Genomic DNA, 19,180 nt, shown 5'->3' with positions numbered 1-19,180 from the left:
GCGGCGCCCCGTCGGGACCGCGGAGCGAGGACGCCGGCGGATACCCCTGCCGGGTCAGCCCGTACGCGGCGATCGCGGCCAGACTGCCACTGCGCCCCCGCCGGTGGGCACTGCTCACGACGGTGAAGGCGTCGAAGTGCCGGGCGGCGTCCACCGGAGTGCCGGCCGGGAGGTGCAGCACCATGCGCGTGATGCCGTCCAGGTCCAGCGGCTCCCGGCCGAAGTCGGGGTGTCCGGCGCGCGCCGCCTCGATCACGCGCAGGGAGTTGAACAGCCCGTTGCGCATCTCCTGCGGCAGCGGCTGCGAGCCGAACGTGGCGTCGATGACGTTCCACAGCTCTCGCAGACGGCGCTGGACCGCGTCGTCCGCGGGCGGCGCCGCCGCGGGGCCGGCGGCGTCCGCGGGGCGCAGGTCCCCGTCGAGGGCGGCGCGCAGCAGGTGTTCCAGGGAGTTGGCGGACAGCGAGCGGTCCCAGCCCCGGCGCACCGCGTACTCGCCGGTGATGTGCTGCAGACCGCCCCAGGTCAGCGGACCGGGGTCGGTGCCGCCGGCCGCCTGGAAGCGGAGCTCCTCCAGTCGTCCGAAGCCCTCGATCAGTTCGTGGAACTCCGTCTCGCGCGCCGGGTCGCTGTCGATGTCCAGGCCGTGGGTCAGGCGCAGGGCGCGCACCCAGTGCAGGGCGCGGGTGGTGCGCCGCGGGAGCTGGGCGGGCAGGCGGCCGAGGTCGGCCAGGGCGGTCAGGGCGGTGGTGCCGGGTTCGGGGCGGAACTCGTGGAAGTGGCCCTGGGGGTGGTCGGGGTCGTCGAACTTGATGACGCGCGGGGGCAGGCCGTTCTCGGCGTCGGCGGTGCCGACCTGGGCGTCCGAGGCGAAGACGGTGCGGCCGGTCTCGTTGGCGACGTGCTGCGCGGAGGGCGGGTAGGTCAGCAGGTCCTGACCGGGCCGCCGGTAGGACAGCTCGCACCACAGCGCCCACACCGGCTGCTCGGGCGGCAGGGCCTGGAGGCTCTTGCGCCGGGCCAGCATCCGGCCGAGCTGGACGGGCGGGGTGGCCTGGTTGGCGCCGGTGCTGCGGCGGGGCACGGTGGTGCGTCCGCTGTCGCCGTGGCCGACGGCGACGTAGGAGTCGGCCAGGGCCCGCGGCAGGGGCAGCGCCCCGCTCTCCTTGGAGCCGTGGACACCGGGCAGCGAATCCAGGAAGTCGGAGTAGTGCTGCATCGCGGACAGCGGGCGCATGGACTGCTCGCGCAGGGCCATGTCGTGCGCGTCCAGGAACGCCCGCCCGGTCAACCGCTGCCCGTCGATCGTGGGCAGCGGGTACGAGTGGATGTCGCTGTCCGGGAAGAGGGTGCCGTCGGACGCGGTGACGGTGGCTTCCGGATCGTCCGGGACCAGACCGGGGTCGGCCGGGAGCCAGGCGCCGGCCGGATCGTCCGCCGAGTCCGGCGCGGCCAGGACCGGTGCCCGCCGTCCGCCGGGAACCGGCTGCAGGCGCAGATCGCCGTTGGTGAACCAGGCGCGGGTGCCGGTGCGGTCCGCGATCACCCGCGCCAGAGCCTCGTTGCGGCCGTCCTCCTCGCCCATCAGGAGGACGACGGGGACGCCCGGCCGCCGCTCGGGGTCGTGCAGCACGATCTCGGCGAACTCGGCGTCCGACACCGGCGTCCCGCCCACCATGACCAGGCCGTCGTCGTTGCGTTCGGCCACCACCGCGTGGGCGGTGGGACCCCAGGGCGCGGGGCGTACGCCCTGGAAGTCGGCGGTCTGCTCCAAGTGCAGCTGGAGGCCCGGGCGCCCGGTGAAGTTCCGGCCGTGCGGCGCCCCGTCGGGACCGCGGAGCGAGGTCGCTTGCGGATAACCCCCCTTGGTCAGCCCGTACGCGGCGATCGCGGCCAGGCTGCCGGCGCGGTTCCGGCGGTGGGCGCTGCCCACCACGAGGAACGCGTCGTAGTGCTGGGCGGCGTCCACCGGTGCGTCGGGCGGCAGGTGCAGCACCATGCGGGTGATGCCGTCCAGGTCCAGCGGACTGCGGCCGAAGCGGGGATGACCGGCACGCGCGGCCTCGATCACACGCAGCGAGTGGAAGAGTCCGTCACGGGTCGCCTGCGGCAGCGGCTGGGAGCCGAACGTGGCGTCGAGGAGGTCCCGCAGTTCCCGCAGGCGGCGCTGGACGGAGTCGTCGGCGGGCGGCGGCGCCGCGGGGATGGGGCGGGCGGCCGGCACCGGGACGGGCTGTGGCGCGGGGGTGTGGGCCTGTGGCAGGTGGCTGCCGGTGGTGCCGTCCCACAGGGCGCGGACGGCCTCGTACGAGTCGCTGCCGTCGCCCTGGGTGCCCTCGGCGACGTCCCACAGGGCGCGGGCGCGGGCCAGCGCCTCGTTCTCGATGTCGACGGCCTCGACGGGGTTGACGTCCGAGGGCCGGACCCCGCGCGGGCGGGCCGGCGCGACGCTGCGCGGGTCGCGGGGCGCGACCCGCGGGCCCTCGCCGTACAGGCGGCGCAGCAGCGGGTACAGGGCGGGCTGGTGGGTGCGCACCCACTCCGGGCCGCCGTTGTTGCGGGGCAGCCCGGTGTAGTCGTCGGTGCCGCCGTTGGTCATCAGGTAGACGTTGGTGAGCTGGGCGAAGAACTCCAGCTCGTCGCGGCTGCTGTAGTTGGGGGCGCTGCGGCGGCCGTCGGCGTCGTAGCCGTGGAGGGGGCCGTCGGGCCAGTTGCCCGCCTCGCCCGCCCGCGTGGTGGCGCGGAAGGCGTCGGTGATGTCCTGCCGGTCGCCGGGGAGCAGACCGTGCTGGTGCACGGTGTGGGCGAACTCGTGCGTGGTGGTCGAGTAGCCGTCGGCGTAGGCGGTCATGCCCGTGGTGACGGTGGTGCGCTCGCCGAGCAGGTTCTCCTCGGTGACGGCCGCGGCGCGCACGCCGACGCCGCGGACCTCGTCCCAGGGGCGGCCGTCGGCCGTGACGGCGCCCCGCAGGAAGCGGAAGGCGTCCACGGAGGTCATGGCCTCGGTCCTGGGCACCACCACGACGCGGGAGCCGCTCTTGAGGAGCCGGGCCGTGACCTCGGGGTCGTGCAGCATCCGGACGATCTGGGTGCGGGCCCGGTCGCGGGCGGAGACGGGCTGCTCGACCCCGGCGGGCACCTGGGTCATGAGGTGCGCCGCGACCTGGGCGAACTCCTCGGGGGCGAGCGTGGTGCGCAGGGCGTCCACGAGCGCGGGGTCGGCGGCCAGACGCTCCCGGTCGGCGGGTGGCAGGAACGCCAGGGCGGCGTCCCGGTCGGCGGCGGACAGGCCGGGCAGCCGGGCGGCGAGCGCACGGACCGGGTCGGCACCCACCTCGGGGGCGGCGCGCAGCGCGTCGGCGAGCGCGGTCAGTTCGGTCCGCAGGCCGGGCAGGTCGCCGTCGGTGACGCCGAGGGCGCGCCAGGTCCCCTCGTGGCGGGCGAGGGTGTCGGCGTCCAGGGCCGCGGTGTCGAGCAGTTCGCTGAGCCTGACGGTGAGGGAGAGAACGGCGCCGGCGGGCCGGGCGGAGCGGTAGGCGTCCTCACGCGCGGTGACCGGGCCGAGGGTGCGCGGGCCGTCGGCGGAGGCGGCGCGCGACGCCCACAGCAGGTCGAGGAGGTCGCGTCCGCGCAGGTCCGGGTCGGTGGCGGTGGCCAGGGCGAGGGCGGCGTCGGCGACGGAGTCGGCGGGCGCGGGCACGGTGAAGCCGTCGACCGTGACGGTGTCGGTGAGGGGCCGGTCCACGGCGGTGATCCTGATCGGGACGCCGTCCGCCGACACGTTCAGGACCCGGCCGCCGCCCGTGACGGCGGGCGTCCGCACCGGCGCGCCGGGGAACTCCCGCTCCAGCGCCCGGCGGATCTCGGTGGCGGTGGGGAGAGTGCTCGCGGAGAGCTGGAACTCCACGGCGTCCAGCGGCCGGGGCACCCCGAACTGCACCCGGCCGCGGGCCGCTCCGGCCAGCACCACGGGGTGGCCGAGGTTCTGCAGCACGGTGCCGACCCGGCGGCCGGTGTCCAGCGCGTCGCCACCGATGGAGGCGCCGGTGGGGGCCGCGGGCAGGGGCGGCGGGACGGAGGCCGGGTCCTGCTGCGACAGCGGCGGGGCCGGCGGTGCGTACGCCGTCCCGACCTCGGCCGCACGGGCCGCGTCGGCGGCCGCCTGCGCGCGCAGGAGGCCGTAGCGGAACTCGTAGCTGTGGGTGTGCCCGGACCGCACCTGGCGCTGGTAGTAGGACGGGAAGTCACCGGCTTCGCCGGAGAACAGGTCGGCGTTGGTACCCGACCTGCCCGCGTCGGCGATGAGCCGCCGGTGCGTGATGGTGTTGTCGAACTCGATGCGCTCCATCTCACGGCCGTAGTACGCCGCGGGCGAGATGCCCTCCTGGGCGGCCCAGTGCTCGATGCTGCCGTCGTAGGCGTAGCCGTCCCATGCGGCGCGGCGGGCGTCTGCGGAGCCGTTGAGCAGCTCGAACAGAGCGGCCCCGAACAGACGGCTGTCACCCGCCCTGCGCACCGCGGCGTGGTTCGGATTCAGCACGACCGTCCGGCTGTCCGACGCCCAGTGGCCCACGCCCGAGCCCTGCGGACGGCCGAACGTCACGGTGATGGAGTCGAGGGAGGCCAGGAGCGGACCGGCCACGGCGCTGAGGAACTGGGCGAGTTCCCTCATCAAGGGGCCTTCGCGGTCCGTCGTGAAGAGCACTCCGCCCACCGTGCCGGTGAACGCGCGCGAGGAGGACCTGTACGAGGGTCCGTAGGCCAGATCCGAGTCGTAGTCGGAGGACGACGGGGAGGAGCCCGGCATCGAACCGTAGGCCAGGGCCGAGTCGTAGCCGGAGGACGACGACGCGGAGGAGTCCGGCATCGAACCGTGGGCCAGGTCCGCGTACTGGCCGTCGGAGGTGGAGCGCCCGCCCCTGCGCCCGCCGCGCCCGCTCAGCGTGTTGAGCTCGTACGCTTCTTCCCCTTCCGGCCCTTCCGGGAGCCCCGGCGGGTCCTCGGCGGACGCGGAAGGGGACGGGGGCAACGGGACAGCGGCCGGGTCCTGTGCCGCCGGCGCCGTCCGCGCGGTGCTGTCGGTCCGCGCCTCCTGCCCGTCGGTCGGCGTCCCCTGCCCGTCGGTCCGCGGGATCGGGGCGGGTGCCGGGGTGCGCAGGACCAGCGGGACGAAGTCGCCGCCGCGGCGGCGGAGCCGGAGGTGCGGGCCGTTCTCGCCGGCCGGGCCGGGGTACGTGTGGGCGGTGCCGTTCTCCTCGACCAGGGTGACGGTGGTGCCGGTGGCGGCGGCCGCCCACTCGGCGACCGCCCGGTCGGCGGCGGGACCCCAGGGGGCCTGGGCGAGGTGGCGGCGCAGATGGCCCTCCAGGGCCTCCGCGGTCGGCGCGGGGGCGCCGCCGCGCCGCACCAGGGGCGGGGGCGAGAACAGCGTGTCCCGTTCGGCCGGGGCGCCCGGCAGGCCGTTCAGCCGCATCAGCCGGGCGGGCGACATCCCGGCGCGCAGCCGCAGCCGGCCGGCCTCGCGCCGGTCCACGCCCGGCCGCCCCGCGGCGTCGTACAGGGCCGTGGAGAGCGCGCCGAAGAAGCCGTTGCCGCGGCCGGTGGGCGTTCCCTGCGTGTACGTGGCGCCGTCGGGCGCGGTGAGGACGCCGTCGCGGGCGAGGCGGTAGCGCGGGCCGCTGCTGTCGGCGGGCGGCAGCCAGGGCGCGGTGGTGTGGGTGCGGTGCGCGGCCGGCTTCGCGGGCTGTCCGGTCGTGGTGTCCCGCGTGCCGGAGGTCCCGGTGGTCCCCGGGGCCGGCAGCGCGGTGGTGACCGGGGCCGGGGTGCCCGGCGGCAGGGCGGCGGCGAAGAAGCCGTCGGCGGAGAACAGCACCGGGTCGGCGGCCGGATCGACGGCGGCGGGATCGCCGCCGTGCGGGAGGAACAGCTGGTCGCGGCCCTCACCGGTGACCACGGTCAGCGGGGTGCCGAGGACCCGCGCGGCGAGGGCGGGCAGCAGGTCGGCGCCGCCGTTGTCGCCGGCGCGGCGCTCGGGCGGTGCCGGGGTGCCGTCCGGCCGTCCGGCGCCGTCCTGGAGCGGCTCGCTCGCGAACGGGCGGGACAGGGCCGCACCCGCCAGGGCCACCCGCTGCTCCGGCGTCGGCCAGAACGTCTCCGGAAGGCGGCCCAGGGCGTCGAACTCGGCCTGCTGGGCCGGGGTCAGCACCACACCGGCGGCGTCCAGTTCGGCCTGCGTGAAGGTGTCGGCGACGTCGAGGGCGAGGGCGTCGAGCAGGTCCTCGTTGCCGTTCTCGCCCAGCGCCCAGGCGAGCCGGTCGCGGGCGGCGCCGACGGCCTCGGCGGTCACCGCGGGGTCGGCGGGGGCGGCCGTGAACCGGTCGGCGAGGTCGGTGCCGAGCAGGTGGGGCAGCCGGCCCCGGTCCTTCGCGGCGGCCAGCAGCGCGTGGAAGAACGAGGCGCCGTCGTGCGGCACGTCGTGCACCTCGCGCACCGTGGCGCCGTCCGGCGAGGTGAGGGTGCGCGGGGCGGTGTCGGTGGCGTCGGCGACCGTGTACGGCTTCGGCGCCTGCGAGCGCCAGTCCGGCTCGGCGTACTCCTGCGGCACGTCCCGTACCGGCACCGCGGCCAGACCCTGGTGGTGGGCGGTGAGGCGGGACGCGGCGAGGTGCAGCCGGTGGTGGTCCGCGGCGGCGGTGTCCAGGCGCCCCTCCCACAGCCGTACCGCGTCGCGGGCGGCCTGCCAGGCGACGACGGCCGGGGACTCGGCGACGTCCCGGGGCAGCGCGGTCGCCCGCGAGGGGTCGTCGTCGCCGAGCGCGGTCCGCTCCGCCGGGGTGAGGGCGAGCCAGGTCTCACGGGCCCGCGCACGGGCGTCGTAGTACTCCGTCTCGGCGGCGGCGAGGTCCTCGGCGGCCTTGGCCATGTCGTCCCAGGCCGTGCCGACCTCGTCGGGGAACGTGGTGTCGTCGAGGAGGCCGTACTCGCGGGCGACGTCCTCGCTCAGCCAGACCAGGACGGTGGTCCCGGCCTCGGCGGCGCGCGGCCCGCGCTCGGCCTTGCCCAGTGCGTGCAGCGGGCGGCTGTCGGTGATCCGGTGGTCCGCCTCGGTCACGGCCAGCCAGGTCACCGGCACCGAGAACAGCATGGCGCGGTCGGCGGTGTCCTTGACGGCCGAACCGACTCCGCTGTCCGGGCCGGCCTTGAGCGCGGTGGCGTTGTCCGCGCCGCCGACCGGGACCGGGAAACCCGGAACGGCCACACCGGCGTTGCCGGTGGTCAGGATCGGCGCGGTGGACACCGCGCCCTCGACGTTGTCCGGGATGCCGGTCTCCTGCGCCTCGGAGCTCTTCGGCTTCACGGTGGAACTGATACTGGGCTTGCTCTCCACGGCGAGCAGCTTCGCGCCGCTGCGGTGCATCTTCGCGTAGAGGCGGGAGTCGGCGGTGTGGGCCTGGCCGAACAGGCGGGCGGAGGTCTGCGGAGGCAGGGCGGAGCCGTCCGCGCCGAGCGCCTCGCGGAACCCGGCGGTCAGCCCGCCCTGCGAGGTGGCCTCCTGCTGTGCCTGCGCGGGCGCCGTGCCCAGGCCGGTGAGCGGCGTGCGGCGGGCCGCCCGCACGCGCTCGGCGAGGTCGTCGCCGGTGTGCCGGGTGCCGAGGTCGCCGTCGCCGAGGCCGTCGGCGCGGGCGGTGGCCAGGGTCAGGGCGTCCTGCACGTTGGCCGCGCCGCGGACGTCCACGGCGACGAGGCCGGAGCCGATCCGGTCGTCGAAGGGCAGGATGTCGGGGTCGGGGGCGCGGGTGCCGTCACCGGCGCCGCGCCAGGCGGCGACGGCGTCCGGCCGGGCCTGGTCGGCCGTCAGCATCCGTACCGCGCGCTCCGGTTCGGGCACGTCCTGCTCGGTGAGCGTGCCGTCGTCGCCGTCGCCCACCGGGGTGAGCAGGCCCGCCGACACCATCTCGTTGAGGGTGCCGACCCTCGTGACGGCACGCGGCGGGAGCGCGTCGCCGACCGCGTCCGTCATGGTGACGGTCAGGACGTAATGGGTGACGACCTCCGCGTGCGCCTGCGTGGTGCCCATGCCCGGCGTCTCGGAGCTGCCCTCGGTCTCGGTCCGGCCGCTCGACGGCTGCTGGGCCGCCGTGCCCTGGAGCGCGGGGTTGGCCAGGAACGGGCCGCTGCCCGTGGAGCGCGTACCCGCGCTCAGGGTGACGTCGCCGCCCTGGTCCCGGGTGGCGCTGTCGGAGCTCTCGCGGGCGGCGCCCCGGCTGTCGCTCAGCTCGTACCCGGTGCGCAGCCGCTCGACGTCCGTGGCGACCGGCGTCAGCCTGAACCGGACCTGTCCGGGGCTGCCCCCGGCCGGCAGGTGGTGCGGGCGCGACCAGGTGCGGTAGTGGACCGGCAGGCTCATCCCGTCGGTGGTCAGCTCGTGCAGGTGGGCGCGGAGGAAGTCCGGCGAGAGCCGCTGCAGGACCTGCTCCCGGTCGTGCGAGGGCACGCCCATCTTCTCCAGCCGCCGCATCAGGTCCGGCGCCGCGCCGCTCGCGTCGAGCTGGCCGCCGGGACGGGTCGGGAAGCGCCGGCCGCGAAGGAAGTCCGGCACCCGGTAGCCGCCGCCGAGGTTGCGCGGGGTGGCGGTGCCGAGCCCGTCCGGGGCGAGCCCGGCCTCGATGGCGTCCTGCATCGGCAGTTGGAACATCACCGCGTCGCGGATCCGCTGGAGGGCGGCGGCGGCCCGGCGCGGGGACAGTCCGCGCCCGAGGCCCTCGGACAGCCTTCCGGCGGCGGAGCTGATCCGCTCCCCGGCGCGGGTGCCGACCGTGCCCAGCGCGGCCGTCCAGCGGTCCCGCACCGCGATCGTCTCGGTGGCGTCGGCGACCACCAGGTACATGCGCCCGGCGAAGGTCAGGGTGGTGCTGCGTCCCCGGGCGACGCTCCGCGAGACACCGCGCGCCTTGCCCCGGGCGTACTGGAGCACGGTCGAGTACGACCCGACCAGCGCCTCGTTGCCGGACACCTGCTGCAACGGCATGTAGCCGCCCTGGAGGCCGAGCGTGGTGCGCGAGGTGGCGGTGTCGCTGCCGACGGCCTTGTGCTCGTTGCCGAGGGCGCGCTCCATGCCGGACGGCTTCGGGTCGCTCATGACCCGTACGTTGTCCAGCTCGCCGCGGACCGCGGCCTTCAGGTAGTGCGCGCGCAGCGGCCCGGCGCCGTTGAGCCCGGTGATCCGGGAGCCGAACGGGCCGAGGTACTGGCCGAATTGCCCGGCCACGCTGAGGTTCGCCATCGCCCGGCGCAGCGCGGTGCGCACCGGTGTGCCGGGCGCGCTGACGTGCCAGGAGGAGCCCGAGGCGCGGTCGGCGGTGTCCTGCATCAGCTGCTGGCGCTGCGGGCCGCCCTCGGTGCTGAGCACCACGTGCGGGGCGCTCAGCAGCCGCTTCACGAGGCGTTGGGCGTCCGATTCCGTCCTGGGCAGCGGGCGGGTGCCGTCGAGGAGCTGGTCCGCCTCCAGGGCGGACAGCCGCTGCGGTGCGGGCGTGGGCGCCGTCGCGCCGGCGGGCGGGTCGGTGGGGGCGTACCGGTCGGAGCCGTGCGCCGTGGGCACGGCCAGCTCGACCCGTCCCACGGTCTCGGTGCCCCCGCTGAACAGCGGGCGCTCCTCGACCTTGCTGACGAAGACGCCCGCACCGAGCAGGCCGACCGTGACGAGCCTGGTCCAGCCGCGCGGGCGGCGGTGGCCCTCGAAGGTGGCGCTCAGGTCCACCTGGTAGCTGTAGAGGTCGACGCCGGTCTGGAAGGCCAGGTGGTCGTCGGAGACCGTGATCGTGTTCCGGGTGGCGTCCTGGTAACCCCGGGCGTAGCGGGCGCCGACCATGGTGTTGCCGGTCCGGGCCGGCGCGTTCGGGCCGGGCACCTTGTCGTGGTCGCGGGGCGAGATGCCCAGCTCGACACCGGCGGTGTAGGTGCTGCCCTCCTGCTGGCCCTGGCCGGAGATCTCGTTGCCGACCACCGAGTTGCGCATCGAGCGTTCGCTCAGCGGGGTCTCGAACCGGCGGTCGGTCAGCCGTGCCCGCAGGGTCAGCGTGTGGTGGCCGCGGCGCACCTTGCCGTCCTCGGTGAGCGTGACCGGGATGCCGGTGGTGGTCAGCTCGTCGAGGCTCTGCGTCAGGGTGGGCCGGTTCAGCGCCTCGCGCACCTGCCGGTCGTTGTGCAGCGCGGTCCGCAGCCGCCCGTCCCCGTACCAGAGCCGGGCCAGCCGCGGGTGCCGCGCCATCAGCGGCGGGACGAACAGCGACGGGTACGAGCGGTGCAGCGTCTCCAGCACGGCGTCCGCGAAGGCCCGCACGGGGTCCTGGGGCACAGCCTGGGTGTCCTGGGTGTTCTGGGTGCCCTGGACGTCCTGGGCGGTGGCGTCGTCGCGGGGCACGACCCGGGTGTCCGGCATGCCCCGGGTGTCGTCGGGGGCGACGCCGTCCAGGGAGCCGTCCCGGGTGTCGTCGGGGGCGACGCCGTCCAGGGAGCCGTCCCGGACGTCCGCGGGAGTGCCGTCCGTCCGGCCGGCCGGAGGCGTGTCGTGCTCCTCCGCCTGTTCGAGGATCGTGGGCAGGACCTGGGCGCGCGGCTGCGGGCGGAAGCCCTCCGCGCGGACCTGGCCGCCCAGGTGCACCGGGTCCTCACGGGTGAGGTACCACGGCACCGGCGGCTCGGCGTCCGGGTTCGGTCCCGTCCGGCCGGGCGTACGGCTGTCCCAGCCCGCGAGCCGGCGGGCGTCCTGGGTGGAGATCCAGTCCAGGCTGACCACCCGCACCGGCCGGGCCGCGGACGGCGGCTCACCGGCCCGGCGGACCATCAGGGTGCGTTCCACCCGGTACAGCGCCATCGGCTGGTCACGGACCCGGCCGGCGACCTTGCGGACCGCGTCGGTGCCCAGGTAGTGGCCCCGTCCGGCGGCGAGGTCCATACGGACCAGCGGACCGCCCTGGACCCGTACGTCGGTGAGCGGCCCGGCGAACTGGTGGTTCGGCCCGGAGGTGACCTGGAGCCCGAACCGGGTCTCGCGGACGTGACCGCGCTGGTTGGAGTACGTGGTCTGGGCGAGGTCGCGCACCTCCGTCTTGACCGACTCGGTGACGAGGTCGGCCCGGTGCGGCACCGACCGCTCCACGACCAGGTGCCCCATCGGGTGCTGACCGCTCCCCCGGGTCAGCTCGGGTCCGCTGACCGGCCCGGTGAGCCGCCCGAACATGCCGAGCAGCCGGTCCGGCCGGGCGAACGACACCAGGGTGCGGTGCGCCGAACTGCCCGGCCTCGCCTCGGAGACGGCCAGCGCCACGTCCTCCGGCGGGTCCACCAGGTACAGGCCGGTGGAGTCGGACAGCCGCGGGACCGTCCCGTCCGGGAAGGTGAGCGTCTCCGGTGCCCGGCGGGGTCCCTCGAACGGCACGGTGAGATCGTCCGGCAGCCGCCAGCTCAGCCCGTCCCGCATGCCGAACTCCGCGCTGTGCACCGGGGTGCGCACCCAGCGGGAACCCGGCGCGGGCGTGCCGGTGACGTCGGTGTCCCGCCGCGGCACGGAACCGAGCCGTCCGACGGAACCGAGCCGTCCGGTGGACCTCGGCGCCTCCGTGACCCGTTCCACCCGCACCCGGTAGTGGACGTCGTCCAGGTGCAGGTGCGAGCCGTCCGTACCCCGGGCCTCGGTCTGGTGGAGCGCCGTGGTGCCCTGGGAGTAGTCCGTCCTACGGGTCCAGCCCAGCGAGGCGTTGATCTTCAGCAGCCAGCTGAGCGGCGGGCCCAGGCTCAGGGCGCCGGCGAGCCGGCGTCCGAAGCCCACGGTGCGCCCGCCGCCCGTGGCGGCCTGCCCGCGCCGCGTCGTGTCGATCTTGACGGGCTCGCCCACGTCGGAGAAGCGTTCCCAGCGGTGGTACGGGACGGCCTCGACCGTCATCTCCAGGCCGACCCCGGACTTCTCCCGGCCCACGAACCGGGCGCCGCGCGGGGCGGTGAACGCGGAGGGCTGGTCGGTCAGCAGACGCAGCAGCTCCGACTCGTCGAACCGCGCCCGCACCGTCGCCGGCAGCTGGTCGAGGATCTCCCGCGCCACCAGTTCGGGCGAGCGCAGGGTGAGCGCGCCGGGACCGGGGATCAGCCCGGTCGGCGCACCCTGCGGCATCCCGTCCGTCCTGTCCGTCCCGTCGGGGGCGGTGTCCCGCGGATCGGCGCCCGGCCTGATCAGGACGGTGGGCAGCCTGCTGCCGTCCTCGAAGGTGACCGTGCGCGGCGCCGGACCCGGCGGGCGGGCGTCCTCGCCGGTCAGCAGGCGGGCCGGGCGGTACCGGTCGAGCTGGACCTCCAGCAGCGCGCGGTCGCCCTGGTCGGGGGCGGGGGCGCTGTCGAGGTCGGTGATGCCGCCCATGCCGCGCAGCCACTCGCCGAACGGGTCGGTGCCGTCCGGCTCCCGGGAGACCGGTGACCCGGTGGGTTCCGGTGCGGGCGTGGGCGTGACCGGGTCGGGGGCCGGTGCCGGCACCAGGGCGTCGAAGTGGTCGTTCCCGTCCCACGCCAGGTGCAGGGTGCCGTGGGTGCCGCCCGGATTCAGCTCGGTGACGACGGGCGCGTCCGTCCCCTGCCGGTCGGGCTGCACGACGCGCAGACCGACGCCGAGGGTGTGCGCGAGCGCCTCCGGGAGCAGGTCGGCGAAGGGCGACGGCCACAGGTCGGGGCGCTCGGCGACCGCGGCGAGCAGCCCGCGCCCGCCGAGCCGCCGCGCGTCGGCCGGGGTGGGCGCCACCTCGACGAGCTGCGGGTAGCCGCTCTCGGCGAGGATCTGCCGCCACCGTCCGGCGTCGCCGTCGGTGACGACCTGCTGCGCGGTCCGGTTCCACTCCTCGGTGATCCGGCCCTGCTCGGCGGGGTCGTCCACGCCGACCAGGGCGCGCATCCGCTGGTCGTCCAGCACGGACAGCACCGGGTCCGGCGTGAGGTCGTCCGCGACGGCGCCCAGCTCGGAACCGATGACACGGTCACGCACCAGATCGCGCAGCCCGGCGATGTTCCGCGCGGCCCAGGCGGGCGGCACGTCCCGGCCGCGGGCGCTGTCGAGCACCGCCCGGAAGAGCGTGTCCCCGTCGGCCCGGGCGGTCACCCGCAGGAAGGTACGGCCGTCCGCGCGGACGTGGTCGGCGGGGTCCTCCGGCCGCCCCGGCACGGGCGCCGGAGCGGGCGGTGCGGCGAACGGTGCGGTCCAGGTGAGTTCGGCGTGGTTGTTCTCGGGGCGGAAGCGGAGCAGGGGTTCGCCGTCGGGACTCCGGTGCGAGCTGACGACCTTGTCGAAGACGGACTTGTCGAAGTCGGTGGCCGGGGTCCAGAACATGTGGGCGCCGTGCTCGACACCCATGTCCCGGGTCCGCATCTCCTCGATCAGCGCGTCGTGCTGCGAGGAGGGCACGCGTGTGCCGCCGGGCGTGGAGACGTCGAACACGTCGTGGTCGCTGGTGACGGGGCGCCGCGTGCCGTCCCGGTCCACTCCGTGCACCACGCCGTCCCTGACGACGAAGGTGTTGTCGCGCTCGTACGCCGCCATCGTGGGGGCGAGTTCCCGGAACTCGGTGGAGCGCTGGTTGAAGCGGGACACGATCTCGTCCCACTGTTCGTCCGTGAGGGATCCGCGCTCGGGCAGGGTCGGCCGGAAGTAGCCGACGAGTCCGATGTCGTCCGCCTGGGCGCCGAGGTGGACGTCGACGTCGCTGATGCTCTTGGCCTTGATGCCCGCCGGCTTGGCCATGGCTCCGGCGTCGAGCCACTTCGCGGCGCCGGGATTGGTCGGACGGATGTCGAGGACCAGGTTCCTGCCCCGGGAGAGGTTGCGGAAGCCCTTGTAGTTCTTCTCCGGGAAGCCGTACTTGTCACGCGCCGTCAGCGTGTCGACGCTGTCCGACCTCGGCCGGGTCGACGTGTCCGGTCCCTGGGGAGCGGAGCCCTGCGGGACGGGCTCCTGGGAGGCGGGCTCCCGGGAGGCGGTGACCGTCGGCGCCGGGCCGAGCAGACGCCGGGTCAGCTCGGCGGTGTCCTCGGGGCTGAGGCCCAGCTCGGACAGCGGTAGCGGATCGCCCGACAGCGACCACGCGACCTGTATCGAGGGCGGGACGGAGAGCCCGCGCACGTCCTCCTGCGAGACCAGCGTGGTCGGGGGCAGCTCGGGCGGCGGCGGGGGCAGCAGGGCGTCGAGCGTGGTGTCCGGCCCGGCGGTGGCGCGCAGGTCGGCCGCGGCCCGCAGGAAGGCGGCGTACTGCTCGGTCGTGGGACCGGCGGTGGGATCGACGGCCGGGCCGTCGGTGGCGGTGTGCCAGTCGGTGACCATCCGGTCCAGCAGGTCCGGGGTCATCCGGCCGTCGCCGTAGCGGGCCGCGGCGTCCGGGGTGAGCCAGCGCAGGCCGTCCACGTAGGCGAGTCCGGCGAGCGGACCGCGGTTCTCCGGGCGCCGCTCGGCGTCCGGGCCGAGGGCCTCGCGCAGTGTGCGGATCTGCTGGAGGGTACGGGCCCGGGCGAAGACGTCGGCCGGTTCCGGGCCCGCGTGCAGGCCGGCGTCGCGCGCCAGCCGGTCCAGGTCGGCGCCGCTGGGCTCCGGGGTGAACAGCCGCCACCGCCCCGGCCCGTCCGCGTCCTCGGTGAGCACCGCGCGGACGTTGCCGTCCTGGTCCAGGGCCGTGCCCGCCTCGGTGGTCGGCGCGTACACGGGCCGCCCGGTGCGGTTCGCCACGTGCTGGGCCACCGGCAGGCCCGCCACCTTCGGCTGCCGCCCGGTCTCGCAGAAGAACAGCACCAGCGGCCGGTCCTGGTCGCCGTCGTCCGCCCAGGCTCTCAGCGCCCGGCCGAGCTGCACACCGCTGACCGTCACGGTGGGGTGCGCCGGGTCGTCGGTGCCGAGGGTGACCGTACGGGGGGTGCCGTGCCCCACGAAGTAGTCGGCGCCCTGCTCGGTGTCCGCGCCGGGGAGGGGGGCCGGCGGGCCGGTGAACACGGTACGGGTGGCCGGCGGGTCGGCGGCGGTCTCCGGGGCCGGGACCGTCTCCGGTGCCGTGATCGGGTCCGGGGCGGGCTCGGCGGACGTGGTGCGCACACCGCGGAAGGTGTCCTGGTCGAGCAGCGCGCGGTGCGCCGCGCTCTGCGCCGTACCGTCCTCGGCCGGGCTCTGCGAGACGGTCAGCGTCCGTACGGCGCGCCCCGGCCGGGGCTTCGGCGCCGTGTCCGGCGTCAGGCGCCGCAGCTGCGCGACGGGCACGGTGAGGCCGTCCAGGGTGGTGACGGCCGGCTGGTCCGCAGGCCGTGCGGGATCGTTTCCGCCGTCGTTCGCGGGGCGTACGACGATCCGCCCGGGCGGGGGCGGGGGCGCCGCGGTGACCGTCGCCGGGGTGGTGTCGGGCGTGGTGGGCGGGAGCGGGGGCGGAGTGCCGCCGGTCCCGGCCCCACGCCCGCCGCCGGGGCCGGAGGCGTGCCCGCCGGTTCCGTCGCCGTCGCCCCGGTCCGACGACTGCAGGTGCAGCTCGGTGGCCGGCTCGGTCCACGGACGCGCGTCGGCGGCGAGCTTGGCCGCGGCGGAGTCGGTGGTGCCGGTGATGTCGGTGGTGGTCGTCGGGACCGTGAGGACCGGGCCGGCGCCGTCGCTCTGCAGCGGCGGCTTCGGCTCCGGGAGCAGCAGGGTCTTCGGCTCGGCCGGGGCGGTGACGTCCGGACCGCCGACGGTCTTCACGGTGCTCTCGGTGGCGGGGCGGGACGGCGGGTCCTGCGCGGGGGCCGGGCCGAGGGCGTCGGCGAGCGGCAGCAGTACGTCCGCGCCGGGGAACGCGCTGTCCACGGTGACGGTGGTGTCCGTGCCGTCCGTGGTCCGGTCCGTGCCGGCGGTCGTCCCGGTGTTCGCGGGGCCCGCGGTGCCGTCCGGCACGGCGACGGGCGGCGGGCCGGTGAGCGGGCGGACCCGCACCGGGGCGCCCGGCGCCTCACGGGTCAGCTCCACGGCGGCGCGCACCGGGCGGTTGGACCCGTCCGGCGCGACGGGCGGCCCGAGCACCACGGCCCGGTCGGTTCCGGCCCCGTCCAGCAGCTCGGCGGCCTCGGGCGACCCCTCGCCGGGCGGCGGCACCTCGGAGACCACGATCGTCAGCGGCGGTGCCTGGGCGGGCGCGGGGGTGACGGTGGCGGGGACGGGACCGGCCTTCACGTCGGTCCCGCCGCTGTCGGCGCGTACGTCGCCGGCGTCGGTGTGGGAGCTGGTGGTGCTCACCTTCGGCGGGGCGGTGGTGAGGTCGTCGGCCGGGGCGGGGACGCCCTCGGACGGGTCCGGGGCGACGTCCGGTGAGGTGGTGGCCGGTGGCGACTGCGGGGCCGCGGCCTGGGCCTGCGGGGAGTCGTCCACCGGGGTCGTGCTGTCCGGAGCCGTGCTGTCCTGGGCAGGGGTGTCCTGAACGGGCCTGCCCTGGGGCGACGTGGCGGAGGGGGACGGCGTGCCCGTCGCGCTGGGGACACTCCCCGGCCGGACACCGGTGCCCGTGCCGGCACCCGTACCGGAGGACGTGCCCGTGCCGGAAGCGGCGGAAGGGCTGGGCGCCGCGGAGGCGTTGGAGGAGCCGGTGGCGACGGGCCCGCCGATCCCCTGGCCCGGCACCGCAGCCGGACGGTCGCCCTGCCCGGCCGCCTCCTCCGGGGAGTCCTGGACCGCACTCCCCGCGGCGTCCACACCCGGGCCCACGCCGGCGCTTCCCGAGGAGACGTTCGCCGAGGAGTCCACAGCCGAGTTCCCGGCAGCCCCTTCCGAGGACACCTCCGGCCTGGCACCGCCCGGGCCAGGATCCACCACCGTACGGTCGTCCTGCCCGGCCGTCTCCTCCGGCGACTCCTGGACCTCGCTCCCCGCAGCGTCCACACCCGAGCGCACGCCGGCGCTTCCCGGGGAGGCGTTCGCCGACGGACCGCTCACCGAGGGACCGTTCCCCGGGGAGTCCACGACCGGGTTCCCGACATCCACAGCCGTACGGTCGCCCTGCCCGGCCGCCTCCTCCTGGAGATCCTGAGCGTCGCTGCCGGGGCCCACGCCGACGTTCCCCGAGGAGACGTTCCCCGAGGACCCGTTCGCCGCCGAAGGACCGCTCACCGTAGGAACGTTCGCCGCAGGAACGTTCGCCGTAGGAACGTTCACTGAGGAGTCCACGACCGAGTTCCCGGCGGCCCCCTCCGGAGACACCTCCGGCCCCGCACCGCCCAGACCGACGGTGCCGTCGGTCTCCGCGGCCTGGCCGGGGCTCGTCACCGCCACGGGGCTCTGCCCGGTGCCGTCCGCGACGGAACCGGCGGGGCGGTCGGCCGGGGCCGTGGGACCGTTGCCGGCGCCGCCGGTCACGTCGAGCGGGGCGCCCACCGTGACCGGGACCCCGAGACCGTCGAGGGTGCGCCGGACCTGGTCGGCGTCGACCTGGGTGGCGGCGCTGCCGCCGGCGGGCACCACCCGGACCTCGGGCAGCCGCGACAGGTTGCTGTTCAGGCTGTCGCGGACCTCGATCTCGGCGCTGCCGAGCGGCTGCCGGGAGCCGCGCAGGGCGGCGAGGTCGCGCAGGGCCTGCTCGCGGATCTCGGGGGTGCCGTTGTGGACCTGCTGCCACAGCGCGTTCTCGGCGGCGGTCACGGGCAGCGGGCCCGGGGTGTACAGCGGCGGGTCCACCGTCGTGTACGGCGGCGGGGCCACGTCGGTGTACGGCGGCGGGTTCTCCGCGAAGGCGGGCGGGGGCGACTGGGTGCCGGTCGTCCCGCCCTGGCCGGTGCCGAGCGGGACCACGGACGGGGTCGGGCCGAACGCGGTACCGCCGCCGCCGGTGGTGTCCGGGCGTGCGGAGCCGTCGGTGCTGTCGGGGCCGTCCCCGGAGGCCGGGGTGTCGGCGGGGTCGCCCGTGCCGGAGCCGATGTCGGCGCCGGAGACGGTGGGCGGCGGCTGGTTGCGCAGCTTGTCGATGGCGTTGCGCAGCTCGGCGGCGCTGTTCACGCCGATGTCGGTGAGCCCGGACTCGACCAGGCTGCTGACGCCCGAGCCGACGAAGGTCTTCCAGCTGGTGGACCAGTCGCCGTCGAAGACGCCCTTGATGAAGATCTCCGCGAGCGACTCACCCGCACCGGCCGCGAGGAAGTCGGTCACTCCCTTGAGCCCGTAGTGCCCGGCCAGCGCCCCCGGCCGGTCCTGGTTGTCGCGCAGGATCTGGCTGTTGCGCCACAGGTCACTGTTGTTGCGGAAGTTGTTCTGGAAGAAGGACGGCGGCTTGTTGCCGAGGTCCGGACCGTTCCCGGTTCCGGTCGCATCGGGGTCCGGGCGGTCGTTCGGGCCCGGGACGGGATCCTGGTCCGACTTGGGGTTCGGGAGGTCGAGGTCCAGGTCGTCCAGGTCGTTCTTCAGGTTGGGGTTCTTGAAGTCGAGGTCGGACCCGTTCTTCAAGAAGGTGTTGTCGTAGCTGTTGACGATGTTCCTCGCCCAGTTGGCGAAGATGTCGGTGAGGAGGCCCGCGGCGGCGCCGAACGCGGCGTCCTTGAGGATCGCGTTCCAGTCGAAGCCGTCGGGGCGGCGGCCGTCCGGGGCGAAGTTCATCATCGCCAGCCGCACCGCGAAGGTGGTGAACGCCTCGGAGAACGCCTCGCTCAGCGTGGGCGTCAGGTGCAGCCGCTGGAGCAGGTGGCTGAGCGTCATGAGGATGGCGAACCGGCTGCGCAGCTTGGCCATCATGATCTGGCTGGCCGAGAGCCCTCCGGTGAAGAAGGACATCGCCGTGTAGATGGCGATCTCGATGAGCATCCGGACGATCTCGGCGATGATCTGCCACTTGGACTCCATGATGTCCATGGAGGTCTTGCGCCGGCCCTCACCCACCGCGCGCAGCTGGTCGGAGAACTCACGCAGGTAGTTCTTGCCGCCGTCGTTGGTGAGCGTGCCCATCGCCTGGGCGTACGACTGGGCCACGCTCTCCGGCATGGCCTTGGCCATGTCGTGGATCGACTTCTCGATCAGGTCCGACAGCCGCTCGAGCTTCCGGCTCAGGTCGTGGTAGGGCACGCGGCTGTCGTGGGCGAGATCCTCGTCCGCGTCGGTGAACTTCTCGCCGATGAGGACGAAGACCCACCAGTTGATCTCGGGGGGTACCTGGATGCTCAC

1 protein-coding gene (only partly in view) is annotated in these 19,180 nt (G+C 75.7%); it reads right to left on the bottom strand.

Features of this window, described 5'->3' with window-relative positions:
- Positions 1-19,180, bottom strand: the beginning of a protein-coding gene (locus IEZ04_RS05640; RefSeq protein WP_189215557.1) for a lonely Cys domain-containing protein. 28,262 nt of this gene lie to the left of the window's left edge; only the first 19,180 of its 47,442 coding nucleotides appear in the window; its start codon is at positions 19,178-19,180; the stop codon falls past the left edge of the window.

Source organism: Streptomyces ruber (assembly GCF_014648075.1).
In the GTDB taxonomy this organism is placed as follows: domain Bacteria; phylum Actinomycetota; class Actinomycetes; order Streptomycetales; family Streptomycetaceae; genus Streptomyces; species Streptomyces ruber.
This window is presented reverse-complemented; position numbering and strand designations above follow the sequence as displayed.